Origin of the sequence: Marisediminitalea alba, from assembly GCF_002993365.1 — a bacterium.
GTDB classification, from domain to species: Bacteria; Pseudomonadota; Gammaproteobacteria; order Enterobacterales; family Alteromonadaceae; genus Alteromonas; species Alteromonas alba.
On sequence record NZ_PVNP01000171.1, the window covers coordinates 1 to 13,146 of the forward strand.

Below are 13,146 nucleotides of genomic sequence, written 5' to 3' on the forward strand. Positions count from 1 at the left end.
GCGGCGTTTTTCAAGCTAGTTGTCACCTTTAAAGCGTTTTAAGCCGCTTTACTTTCGTTTTTCTCATTCACCCCGCGGGTTGGGTTTAATGTAGTTGGCCCAACTGGCTCGCAGTTTCGTATCTTGCGTTTTCCCCAGCGGCTTGGATTAGCTTGCTTTGCCAGTTCCAGGCGAGACTGTCTGTTCGCTAGTATCGATTTATCTTGTCCCGTGTGGCGCTGATGCGGTGTGACAAACCTAAGTTGACTGTGTTTGTGTTCATAGTTATACCAGCGCGTAAACGTTAACACCCACCGCCTTGCTTCTTCTAGACTTTTGAACCCATGAGAAGGCCAGTCTGGACGATATTTGCAGGTCCTAAACAGTGACTCCGCAAAGGGGTTATCGTTACTCACTCTGGGTCGACTGTATGATGTCGTTACACCCAGTTCATACGCTTTTGCTCGCATCGTTTGCGACTTCATGGGTGCACCATTGTCTGAATGCAATACCACACCAGTATATAACGCATTTTCATGTATCAGCGTGCGTTGCAGTAGTTCAGCTGCATACTCACCCGATTCACATTCATAGACCTCGGCACCCACAATTTTACGACCGAAAATGTCCTCTAACATATAGAGGTAGTAAAACTGCCCGCGTACCACGCTGGGTAAATATGTAATATCCCAACAGAACACTTCACCAGGCCTGTTAGCAACGAACGTATCCGGTAACTTATTGGCATTCGGCGCCATGCTACGCCCACGGTGATGAAGTTGATTATGCGCTTTTAACACCCGATAAAAACTCGACTCCGACGCATAATACACGCCCTCATCAAGCAACGTGGGCACAATCTGTGTAGGCGGCAAACTTGCAAAGCGCGTTTCATTACTCACTGACAATATCATCTGCTGTTCCGCTTCCGACAGCTTATTAGAGGGCGTCGGACGAACGGCTTCAGGGCGTTTATCGGCCTGAATAATACCGCGCTTAAACCACCGTTTATAAGTTCTGAGGCTAATCTCAACTTCTTCACACGCCAAGCGCAATCGAGCGCCGGCTTGTTTAGCGTCTCGAATTAACTTCACTAATTCCGTGCGCTTTGAGATCGAGGTTAATCGTCCTCGTTGTCGTTCTCCCAAAGCGCATCCAGCTTTTTTCTCAATACCAACAATGCGGCTGTTTCTGCCAGGGCTTTTTCTTTTTCACGCAATTCACGCCTGAGCTGTTTAATTTCTTTTTGGTCAGTCTTGCGCTGGCGTTTGACTGTCAATTCTTGCTCGCGTGTTTGGCCAAAGCCTTGTAATGACGCTGATTTCCAGGCCTTTACTTGCTCCACATACAGACCTTTTGTTCGGCAATATTCGCTTAATTCTGCTTCGCCTAGCGTCGCCGTTTCAATCACGACCGCTAACTTTGCTTCTGCTGACCATTGCTCTGATGTGGGCTTCTTTCCTGGCACGGGGTAACCTTGTTGTTTCGCTTTATCTCGCCAAGTATACAAGGTCTGCGCACTGATGCATTCACTCCGTGCAACTTCTGCTACCGTCATGTTTAATGGGGGTAACAGCTTATTCAAAACAGCCTGCTTTCTTTCCTCTGAGTAACGTGGCACAACACAACCTTAACGCCCCAACTGGTTAAATTTTAAAGGGTGTCAACTATCCTGCCAGAGGGGGGGGGGAATTCATGCATTTTAAAAATGCCTTGCTGGCGATTGCATTCATAATGCTTTCGACTATAGCTTTCATCGCTCCTAGCCAAGCAAAAGAGCTTACTGTTGATCAAATATTTGACAATAAGGCTTTTAAGTCGGAACGCAGCAAAAGCGCATCTTGGCTTAAGGACGGCAGTGGGTATTCACTGATTGAAAAATCAGATACCGTCAAGGATGGTTTTGATGCCAACCTTTATGATCCAGCAACAGGCAAAAAGACCACCCTTATAAAAGCAGAAGATCTAATCCCAACAGGCACCGACAAGCCGCTAAAAATTGAAGATTTCACCTGGTCTGATGATGGTAGCCTAGCTTTAATTTATACGAACAGTCTTAAAGTCTGGCGCTATAAGACCCAAGGTGACTATTGGATTTTAAACCGTGAGACTAAGGCGCTGCACAAAGTTGGCAAGAAATCCCTTGCCTCATCATTGATGTTTGCTAAATTTTCGCCGGATGGTACTAAGATCGCCTATGTACAAAAAATACCCGCCAAAAACGGTAAGGCTATCCATGACATCTATGTTGAAGGTGTAGACGGCAAGAAACGCAAACGTTTAACCAAAGATGGCAGCATGACAATCTTCAACGGCACCTTTGATTGGGTATATGAAGAAGAGCTGAGCTTGCGTGATGGATTCCGCTGGTCACCAGATAGTAAGAAAATCGCTTATTGGCAGCTAGACAGCAGTAAGGTGAGAGATTTCACCATGATCAACAATACTGATGCCAAAGACAATTACCCGACGCTGCACACTTTCAGTTACCCAAAGGTTGGGGAAACAAACAGTGCAGCACGCATCGGCGTAGTGTCTGCGCGCGGCGGCAAAACTAAGTGGATGAATATCCCGGGCGATAAGCGCAACCATTATCTAGCTTGGATGGAGTGGGCTGCAAATAGCACTGAAATTGCCGTGCAGCAATTAAACCGTCGCCAAAACACAAATAGGCTTTTCTATGCTAACGCCAAAAGTGGCAAGGCAACAAACATCTTTACAGATAAAGACGATGCTTGGCTAAACCCTGTAACAGACTTCACTTGGTTAAATGACGGCGCAGAGTTTCTTTGGGTAAGCGAAGCTGGCGGATGGCGCCAAATTCTGCGCGTAAGCCGCGACGGTAAGACTGTTAAAAACATCACACCTGGCGCCTTTGATGTCACCCGCATTCGTCGCATTGATACCAAAGGTGGCTATGTTTATTTTGATGCGTCCCCAACGGATCCACAGCGCATGTATTTATACCGTGTCGCCATTGATGGAAGCAGCAAGGCGGAACGTTTAACACCGCAGGATCAAATTGGCATTCACAGCTATCAGATCAGCCATGACGGCAAATGGGCTTTCCATAGCTGGTCAAATCGATCAAAAGTTTCAACCAAACATATGGTTAGCCTGCCTGATCACAAGAAGCTAAACACGATCAGCGGATTTTGGTGATTACGTAGAACAACTCGACGTGGTTACCAGTTCCCCTAATAAAGGCGCATTGTCTGGTTTTGGTGTGTTCCCCGAAGGTATTAATAACAATTCGGTGGCGTACGAATTCCTCTTCGATTTGCCGTGGCAAGCACAGCCTAATCTTCGCAGCTGGGTAGCTGAACATACTAAAGCCCGCTATGGCAAAACCTCACCGGCGCTGCTGTCGGCCTGGGATAAGCTAATCGACGGCGTCTATTCGGTGCGCTACTGGTCAACCCGCTGGTGGGAAGGCTCCGCCGGAGCATACTTGCTGTTCAAGCGCCCAACGGTAGCTATCACTGAATTCGAAGGTAGCCCGGGCGACCTTGAAAGCCTGGACGCCGGTATTGCTGAGCTGCTGTCGATTGCCGAAGAATACCAGGATGCGCCACTGTTTATCTACGATCTAGTGGACATGACTAAACAGTCAGTATCACTGCACGCCGACTTAATGCTGCAGCAGGCGGTAGCCGCTTTCCGGAACAAAGACTTTGCTAAAGGCGATGCACTGCTAAATGAAGTTACCAGCATAGTCACCAGGCTTGATACATTAATGGGCTGGCATCAGGAAACATTGCATTCCTGGTTAAGCGATGCCTCTGCCTATGGTGAAAATGCCGAAGAGTCGGCGTTCTACGTTAAAAACGCCCGCCAGCAAATCACCCAGTGGGGCGGCTCTTCACTGAAAGATTACGCTTCGAAAGCCTGGCAAGGCATGTACAAAGGTTACTACCTGCCGCGCTGGAAACAGTATCTTGCAGCGTACCGTACGGCTATGCAGAACGGCTCTCACTTTGACGATGCAGCCCAGCAGTTAGGCTTAATTGAATGGGAACGCCAGTGGATTGAACAACCTGAAATTCCACCACTAGTCAAACCCGAGAACCCAGTGTCTTTCGTTAGCGACCTGATGTCTGACATCAAACGCTAACACCCCGGTCCGCCTGTGATTAGCAGGCGGACCCCCTTCACCCTCAATTCAACGACCTGTCAGTTGAAGTATGGCGCTGCCGACTCCGGCGATACTTTCACCGGCCACCAGCCCGGATGCCGCCGCTATCAAAAAGCGCTGACTCCAGCTCAACGCACACCTGGACAGTAACCAGCCTAACGCAGCCCCAAGAAACATGCTCAAAGAAACCGACGCCGGGATCACAAAGGCCAGCCCTACCGCTGGGCTACTAGGCAGCCATTTTGTGTATTTAACCGGTAAGTAACGTTCGGCTACGGCGAGGGCGATGCCAATGGCTATTGCCACCAGCATAGCTACTTTCGCATGCTCAGGTATGGCCCCTAACCCCGTTTGCAGAGTATTAGCTACCGCTTTCCAGGTTACCACAGCGGGGGCCGGCCAGCGCTCTGATATCAGCATGTTATGCGGATCTGGGATAAGCGCTAAATAGGTAAGACTGCCAATGATACTGCCTGTGAGCACCCCAAAACACTGGGCGATCACCTGACTCATCGGATTAGCATTAATAATGCGCCCGGCCTTGAAATCGTTGAGCAGGTCGGCACATTGCCCGGCCGTACCACCAGCCACATTTGCGGTAGTAAGATTAGCGGTAATATTACCAGGCGCGGCCATCCCCACCGAGAGTTGCGACACCTGGCCAATGGCACCAATTGGCGGTATCCCCGTCTCACCAACGACCCTTCCGGCAACCACCGCAAGAATAAAGGCTAACGGCACTGCCAGCAGCGCAATATACAGCGACGTATTAAATAGCCACATTTGCACCACCACTACCAATACGCAGGCCACCAGCAGCCCCCCGTAAACCAGCTTATCGCGCTGGTACACGGGAGCATTGTCTGTAGCACTGTTATTGTGATGGGGTACAGCTCGTCCATTCATCAACATCAACGCAAAAGACGCAATGGATGAAGTTACCATGAGCGCGACACCCGGCCACAATAACCAATTAACCATAGTAGCAAACCAACTGCTGTCCGGGTTTTCATCGCCCATTGCCACCCAGCCTGACTGCAAAATCTCTGGTCCGATAACACCCCACGCCAAAACCGCCCCAAGCAGTAAACTCACACCAATGCGCAAGCCAATGATGGCACCAAAGCCAATGAGCAGTGGCGAGGGATCCAAAAAGAACGTGAGATTCTTAAAGGTGACTTTCGCCCCCCCTACAGAAAGTGCGCCAGGCACAGTCCAGCGCGGAATAGCCCACCAATAGGTATCGGCTACTTTTATCAAACCAGCGCTCACTGCCGCCAGACCCAGAGCGTACACTCGCAGGATAGCTTCATGCCCTTTACTAAAAATATCGGTCATAACCTGGGCCGTAGCGGCCCCCGCGGGCAATGGTAATGGCGATCGAATAAGAAAGGGCGTTAATAAAAAGTACGCCACCCATATGCCGAAAAACGACACCGTAAAGACCCAAATAATCAACTGATACCAGGGCAGTTCAATATTACTCACAAGGGCCAGTGCCGGAATCGGCGCAACCAGTCCGCCGGATATAATTGAAGCCGCCGACGAGGCAGCCGTTTGGTTAATATTACTTTCTAGTAACCCCCACGGCCTGGCCATCGACAGTTGATTCAATAAGGTCCAGAACCCAAAGCTCAGCAGTGCAGCCGTAATCGACATATTAAACGTCCAGCCAATCTTAAGCCCCGAATAAATATTACTGGGAGTGAGTAAAATGCCTAAGATAATGCCGGTGATGATGGCTCTGACAGTAAGCTCGGGGGCTTTAACTGTCATCACTCTCTCCAGGGCTGGTCATATACGCAACCAGCAAGCGGCTAACACTGAGTAAACTGTCGATATGTGTTCGCTCATAGCCGTGCGTCGACTCCGTCCCAAAGGTGATCAGGCCATGCTTAAGATCGTTACCCGCTAAAATGGCAGAGTTGGTATCGCTTCGGTAAAACTTATACACATCTTTGTGATACGGGATATTGTGACTACCACAGAGCGCTATCAACTTGTTGACTAATGCCGAATGGTAAACACCACTGGTGTCTTTTACACCAATATTGGCGGTATGTTCCGATGAATTTTGCCCGGGCGCAACCGGACCGATATCTACACTAACCAATTCACCCACATTGTCATCAGGCGCATGCCCGCATCCACAGCCGGTTTCTTCTGACAGGGTAAAAATCGGGTGGCATTCAACCGCTAAGGCCGGGCTTTCGCCAAGTGCCTTAATTGCCGTTAATAGACACGCTACACCGGCTTTGTCATCCAGGTAACGCGAGCTGATATAGCCATTGGGCAGGAATTCAGTATTGGGGTCAAACGCGATAAACGTGCCAACATCAATGCCGAGCTCGCTAACATCCTTTGCACTGCTGCAAGGCTCATCCAATCTTAATTCGAGATAATCCCAGCCAACCGGTAAGGCATCCACTTCATCACCATATACATGCCCGGAAGATTTTACCGGCAGCACAGTGCCCCGAATAGGGATATCGCCTGCCAGCACCGTTACTCTGCCGCCTTCAGCAAACCGGGCAGACCAGGTACCCAACGGCACAAGCGCAATGCGCCCGCTGGGTTTAATTGCCTGAACCATGGCCCCCAGCGTATCAAGGTGTGCCGCAATCGCACGATCCGCCCGGGTTTGTTGCCCGGGAAGAGTGGCGACGATGGTGCCTCTACGCTTGGTATAAAACTCAATGTTAAGCTCATTGAGTTTGCTCTTTACATAAGCCGCGATAGCCTCAGTAACACCTAAAGGTGACGGAATGGCCAATAACTCGGCTAGTGTCTGGCGCAAATACGTTTCATCTAACACCACTCTTTTTACTCCTTTATGCCTTAAAACTGATAGCTAAGACCGGTATAGAAATACCGCCCAAGCTGGTCGTAAATAATGGCATCATCACCAAAAGAGCGGGTTTCTGGCACTAACGCTATGGCTGGCGGATGTTCATCAAAGACATTGTTGATGCCAGCATAAACATCCAAACCTTCAGTTACTGCGTAGCGTGCCTGGAGGTCGGTATACCAGGTAGTGCCAGTGTCGTTAGGCGAGCGGGTTTCCGGCGCTTCAGCCAGATCGTATTCCATGTCGGAGAAGTAACGCTCTAATACGCTCAGTGTCAGGGCATCCCACTGGTAGGTCACGCGGAAGTTAAACTGCAGTTCAGGGTCGCCCAGTTCACCGGCTTCCTGATCTGGCGCTTCACCCGCCTGAGCATAGAAATCCAGCTTATCCAGGTAAGTACCAATTAAACTAAACCGCAAATCGGCGCCGCTACTCAGCCCGTACAGATAATTCGCTTCAATATCGATACCTGTGGCTTCAAAGGACGCAATGTTAATCAACTGGTTAGAAACAGTAGCAATGTTACCGCTGGCATCACGGGTAATTACGCTACATAGCGGATTATTCAGCGACGAAGCATCAACACATCCATTTAACGTGGCTTGTGCAGAAAAACTACTAATCGCATCCTCGATGTCTATATCCCAGTAATCTACGGTAATTGAAAGGTTATCAATAGCCTCTGGAGTTAAGACAACACCCACTGTTAACGTATCGGCTTTTTCTTCCCTGAGGTTTTCATTACCACCTGAGAACACCGCTTTGGTAAAGGCTTCAGAGTTAGACTGGAAGTCGTCAGAAAGCCCCAGCGCCGCACAATTTGCCGCGCGGTTGGCGCTGCCTGATGCCAGATAGTCCACATCACAAGGGTCTGCTAAAAACTGATTTGACTGATTTACAGCGGAGTAAAGCTCACCAATATTAGGGGCCCGAACCGCTTTTGATAAGGTGCTGCGGAATCGCACCGAGTCATTAATGGTCCAGTCGGCTCCCACTTTCCAGGTAGTCGCATCTCCAATCGTTGAGTAATCGGCGTAGCGCACGGCCGCGTCAAAGGTGAGTTCCTGAATGAACGCTACATCAGTAAGTAATGGCAGAGAAATTTCTGCAAAGACTTCATTAACATCAAACTCACCGGCGGTATCGGCAACCGCAGCCGTTGCAAACAGTGCACCAGTATTGCGCAGGTAGCCTTCTTCAGTTTCAGAAGTCTCTTCACGATACTCAACCCCAGCGGCAAACGCCACTTCTCCACCAGGCAGTTCTAATCCGGTATAGCCGTTAATAGAAGCATGCACTACCTGCTGGGTAAGTTTACCTTCGGTTAAAAAGTCTACCTGGCTGAACGCCAGTGCTTCAGGCGTTGCGGCATTGGGCCCTAAAATATTAAGGGGCACACAGCCATTGGACTGGTCGCGACAAACCGGTGTACCGGACTCATCCAGCACCACATCAATTTGTTGAATAAAATTGGCGTTGATCCGCTCGTTGATGAACTCAGTGGTGTTGTTGGTTTCACCATACTGATAGTGCATCGTAAAATCGATGTCGTTGGTCAATGCTCCCTCAATACCAACCACTAATTGCGTTGTATCACGGTCAGAGTGAGAGCGCCGGCCGCCTTGATCGGCATTGGTTCTGCCAACATAAAAACCATCAATGTTTTCTGCAGCCAGAATATCCCTGAGCTCCTGTGGCACATAAGGGTTTTCTGCCAGAATAAACGCCCCCGGAATACCAGATGCTGAGGCATCTGAACCATTATTAAAGGTAGCCTGACCGGCGGTATCTGAGCCGGTTTTGGCAAACTTACCATCGGCAAATAATCTTACCTCATCAGTGAGATCGTATTTCAAACCCGCTGCAACAATGGTGCGCTCCACCGGCACGGCTAATAAGTCATAATCTGACATATCAACAAAATCACCGCCCTGGCTCAGCCACGGCTGAACTAACGTCCCCATGTCCTGACTCACCAGATTGCCACTATCGTCGAAAGTAAACGGCCCGCCATACTCGGCAAATACTTCACCGTTTGGTCCCACGGCCTGACCACCAGCCGGGGTGTTTATAAACCCGGTGTTCGGAAACAAGATTTGATTGGGGATCCCATCATCATTACCGGTATTCTCCGGATTAGGGCCAAATCTGGCTTCCCTGCTCGCCCAATCCCGCTCCGAGGCCGCTGCCGCCAGTGAACGGTCGAAGGTAGCATTGAAGTACATGTTGCCGCGTTCATCGGCAAAGTTGGTGCCACCGGTCAGACTGATGTGGAATTGTTCACCATCCCCTTCACCAGCCATGCCAGCCTGGGCGTTAAATTCTACCCCCTCCATATCATCCCTGGTGATGATATTGATGACACCAGACACAGCATCCGCACCATAAATTGCCGATGCACCACCGGTAATGACTTCTACCCGCTTAATCAGCGCACTGGGGATGGTATTCATATCTACGGCGGCACTGCCAGAACGACTGCCAACGTGGCGGCGACCATTCACCAGCACCAGGGTTCGGTCTATACCAAGGCCCCTTAAATTGAGGAAGTTAGTCCCGGCTTCCTGCGCGTCATCGGTAGTATTCACGTTACCGGTGGTTTGTGTAGCACGGATAGCGGGCAGCTCATTAAGAATATCAGCAATACGAACATCACCACTTAACGCCAGTGTCTCAGCATCAATAGCCGTCACCGGCGTTGGTGTGGTTGAACCAATACGGCTAATACGCGAACCAGTAACCATGATTTGTTCTACGGCAGGTTCATCTGGTTCAGTCGTTGCGGTATTACTGGTGGTGGTTGCTCGGCTGGGTATTGACTGATTTTGAGCGACCAGAATCGGCTTTTTTACCGCGGTACCGCTCCCACCTGATTTGGTTATAGCCACCGTATCCTCACCGACCAGGGTGTACACCAAGCCGGTTTCCTGCAATAAGCTGTTTAACACCTGTTGAGAGGACTGCTCGCCGCTAATACCAGCGCTGGTATAACCTGCTAACGACTCGCTCTGCACCGACACCTGAAGACCGGATTGCTCTGAGAAAGCCAGTAACGCTGCATTCAGCGATTGTGCGGGAATATTAAACTGTACTGATTGTTCTAAACCGCTGGCCTGAGCTGTTGCCGCCGACACTGATAACATTGCACTAAAGATCAGCGAGTGTCTGAAGGACACTTTTGATTGTTTCGCGTTTTTCATGTTGTCGTTCCATTGTTAATTGTATGAGATTTACGCGATGCTTTAGGCAGTCACAATGCATTCTTATGCACACTGACGACAACTGCCATTAGGGCCCTGGATAAACACCGTCATTAACTTAGACGATCAAGAAGAAAATATCGGAACTTTATTTTTGATTCATTATGCAAATTAATGAATTTTTATTCTAGACAAGTCTGTCACAATGACAATTTCGCCATTGCTTTGTTGAAGCACTTTAACCGGAAATATCATGGGTAAACTTTCCAGCCAATTATCAATACGATCAGTAAAAACGGTGCCTGAATAGGCCAGCTCACCCACCTGTGAGTCGCCCAGTCGAATAGGGTTTGCCGCGTATCGATTGATATCTTCAACGACAAACTGCAGCTTTTCGGTGAGGTACTGCAAATTGCCTTCACGCCACGCTGTGGCCACTGCAGTGTTGGGGGTCTCAGTTATACTGGCAGCCTGCTCATTGTAGCTAATTTGCTGCCCAGCTATCAGAAACGCCTCATCAGAATGACTCTGGTGTGAACGGTTGACCCGACGCGAGGCAACCTTGCCTGCAGGCGGCTGCTTTGCCACTTTAACTTTGCCTTCGGTCACCGTAACGACAACTCGCTCCGACTGACGCATAACATTAAATTCTGTACCAACTGCCGTAATTGTCCGGTTACCAGAACCCACCACAAAAGGTCGGTTACGATCTTTTGCCACATCAAAGTATGCTTCTCCGCGTTCTAACACCACTTTGCGCTGCTTGTCGCTATAGGCAACCGTCAATAAGCTTTTCGCGCCCAGGGTAATTCTAGAGCCATCATCAAGGTTAATAGTGTTGTGTTGTCCGGCCTTGGTCTCATGTACCGAAACCGCGATGTTGCCCTTATCCAGTTCTGGTATTTGTAACCAAATCAGCGATATAAGGCCAATAAGAAAACATGACATGGCCATAGCCGGCATAAGTGTTTTTAGCGGCGGAACAACCAACCACTCGCGCCATCGCGGCGTTTTTTGAGGCTGAGCTTGCTGTGCTTTTTGGGCCTGCCATTGTGCGATACTCAAATCACCATCATAGTCATCATCAAGTAACTCTGCTTCATCCGGCCAATCGATATGGTCGACTTTACCGGTAACGTGCATCAGTTCTTCAACTTCAGAGAATGCGGCAAAATGGGCAGGATCTTCCGACAACCAGGCTTGCCATTCTATAATGACTTCGGGGGCGACCTCTGGCTCGCGTAACCGGTAATACCATTCTGAGGCACATTCAAAGACGTTGGTCTGCGTTGCACTAATCATTACTTGCTCTCCAACGCCTGCTGTAATCTGTCGCGACAATGTTCTGTTGCTCGCACCAGGTACTTTCTAATCATACGATCAGATAACCTCATTACTTTGGCTATTTCTTCGGTACTCATGCCGTGATATCGACTGAGCATAAACGCTTTTCTGCACTTGGGAGGAAGCTCATTAATAAAGTCAGAGACTAACTGTACTTTTTCATTGATCAGTGCAGAATGTTCTTCTGATGGGTGTTCTTCATTAAAAAAAAGCAAAGGCTGATGTTTACTGGCTGTTTGTTTAGAACGTAATCGGTCAACAGCTAAATTTGATGCGATTTTGAATAAATAGGAGCGCAAATAGCTCACCGCTCCGGGCTTATCCAGATCCAGTAGTTTTACATAAGCTTCCTGCGCTACTTCATGGGCATCTGAATCTGATTGCAAGCGAGCCCGCAAAAATCGTAGCAGGGTATCGTTATGCTGATTAAATAAGTCCGAAATCAGTGCACGCTGCTGCTCAGGTAACGGACTCTCGTTAACCTGTTGCTGAACTGTTTCTGATACTAATTTGTGCACCGGCAAATCGCGATCCTTTCCCCATTCACTATTACTAAGACGTTCTACCCTCAGTTTGCGGAACATTTATTTGAATAATAATAAAGCAATGGCCTCATCCCGGTACGACTTTATTGTTTTTCCTGAGAATTTACTACGCTGACTATTTTCTGCTCTGGCGTCAAGACCTGTCATAAAATCGCTTCAGGACACTATTGTCGAGGAAGCCAGCCAGCCCACAAACAAACCATGAACATCATTCATCATTAGATGAAATTAAACCATTATTTTTCATACAACGTTACCGGTATAACGTTACATAAGCTTTAAGTGCTGACGATCAGCGAGCTAAAAAATAACGAATCCGCTTTAATCTTTGCAACAGACGATCAGAGAATTATGAATAACGAATTTACTTTTACGATTAACAGCGTTTGTTTTGACGAGAACTATCACCCTTCAGACAACACGCGCCTTACGACCAATTTTGCTAATCTGGCCCGCGGTAGTATGCGTCAGCAGAATCTGCGCAACACGCTGAAGATGATTAACAATCGTTTTAATGCGCTGGCGCCCTGGGATAACCCCAAAGGCGATCGTTATTCGGTTGAACTTGAAATTGTCTCGGTGGATATTGATATTGAAGGCAACGGGCAAACCTTCCCCACGATTGAAGTATTAAAAACCACAATTTTCGAGTATAAGAAATATTAACGCTATGTACTACCCACTGTGTCAGCTGTATTTAAGGCCAGTTGCACGTGTGTCAAATGGGTACTTTTCAGGAATCAGTGAAGTAGTTGTCATCAAGATAGACGCAATATAACTGGTCTTTGGTACTGAAATCCGCAATGAGATATGTGAAAGCCCTTACCTCAACATGTTGCATGTTCAAGTGATGGTCTGTTTTTTGTGCTTCATGCGCCAAAATCGAAGTCGCGTTGAATGATGTAGTCACTGAATGAGGCTGTGGCTGGTGGAGCTCGAAGTGGCGGCATTAGAGAATCGTTTTTTGCTTCAAGAAGAGTCTGCTTGTCAAGGTGCGCCAAAATCTTATGGATAACAGCCGGATCCGTAATACAAGTAATAATTTTGACGTTGGTTTTTTCACAAGCCTCACAGACTGTGATGTCAATATTGAAT

The 13,146-nt window shown here is 48.5% G+C and carries 8 protein-coding genes and 2 pseudogenes; 3 read left to right on the top strand and 7 right to left on the bottom strand.

Translation table 11 applies throughout. From position 1 onward, the window contains the following. Nucleotides 1–38 precede the first annotated feature (38 nt). A protein-coding gene (locus C6Y40_RS15370) for an IS3 family transposase (RefSeq protein ID WP_105935337.1) occupies nt 39–1,600 on the bottom strand; the annotation gives its coding sequence in 2 pieces (ribosomal slippage) (nt 39–1,132 and nt 1,132–1,600; 1,563 coding nt in all). Between the two features lie 74 nt (nt 1,601–1,674). On the opposite strand from C6Y40_RS15370, the gene C6Y40_RS15375 reads away from it, so the two are divergent. Continuing rightward, nucleotides 1,675–3,141, top strand: coding sequence for a beta-propeller domain-containing protein (locus tag C6Y40_RS15375; protein ID WP_105935338.1), 1,467 nt, complete (start codon nt 1,675–1,677; stop codon nt 3,139–3,141). Between the two features lie 19 nt (nt 3,142–3,160). Then, nucleotides 3,161–4,093 (top strand): alpha-N-acetylglucosaminidase C-terminal domain-containing protein, encoded by a 933-nt coding sequence (locus C6Y40_RS15380; protein ID WP_105935339.1) that lies wholly within the window; start codon nt 3,161–3,163, stop codon nt 4,091–4,093. Between the two features lie 48 nt (nt 4,094–4,141). On the opposite strand, the gene C6Y40_RS15385 is transcribed toward C6Y40_RS15380, so the two are convergent. From C6Y40_RS15385 to C6Y40_RS15405, 5 genes are all read right to left on the bottom strand, one after another. Continuing rightward, nucleotides 4,142–5,890: an OPT family oligopeptide transporter gene (locus C6Y40_RS15385; RefSeq protein WP_105935340.1), complete on the bottom strand. Its 1,749-nt coding sequence runs from the start codon at nt 5,888–5,890 to the stop codon at nt 4,142–4,144. Next, nucleotides 5,880–6,932, bottom strand: coding sequence for an osmoprotectant NAGGN system M42 family peptidase (locus tag C6Y40_RS15390; RefSeq protein ID WP_105935341.1), 1,053 nt, complete (start codon nt 6,930–6,932; stop codon nt 5,880–5,882). The genes C6Y40_RS15385 and C6Y40_RS15390 overlap by 11 nt, the downstream gene beginning before the upstream one ends. Nucleotides 6,933–6,952: 20 nt before the next feature. After that, nucleotides 6,953–10,162, bottom strand: coding sequence for a TonB-dependent receptor (locus tag C6Y40_RS15395; RefSeq protein ID WP_105935342.1), 3,210 nt, complete (start codon nt 10,160–10,162; stop codon nt 6,953–6,955). A gap of 171 nt (nt 10,163–10,333) precedes the next feature. Then, on the bottom strand, nt 10,334–11,464 hold the full coding sequence (locus C6Y40_RS15400; RefSeq protein ID WP_105935343.1) for a FecR family protein: 1,131 nt from the start codon (nt 11,462–11,464) through the stop codon (nt 10,334–10,336). Next, the gene (locus C6Y40_RS15405; protein WP_205664786.1) at nt 11,464–12,024 is read right to left on the bottom strand and encodes an RNA polymerase sigma factor; all 561 of its coding nucleotides are present in this window, start codon (nt 12,022–12,024) and stop codon (nt 11,464–11,466) included. Before C6Y40_RS15405 ends, C6Y40_RS15400 begins: the two co-directional genes overlap by 1 nt. 378 nt (nt 12,025–12,402) lie before the next feature. Between C6Y40_RS15405 and C6Y40_RS15410 the strand changes: the two are divergent. Then, nucleotides 12,403–12,708: pseudogene (locus C6Y40_RS15410) on the top strand (putative oxygenase MesX); the annotation flags it as partial. Between the two features lie 212 nt (nt 12,709–12,920). Here C6Y40_RS15410 and C6Y40_RS25035 read toward each other — a convergent pair. Continuing rightward, nucleotides 12,921–13,146 (bottom strand): annotated as a pseudogene (locus C6Y40_RS25035) (IS91 family transposase); the annotation flags it as partial.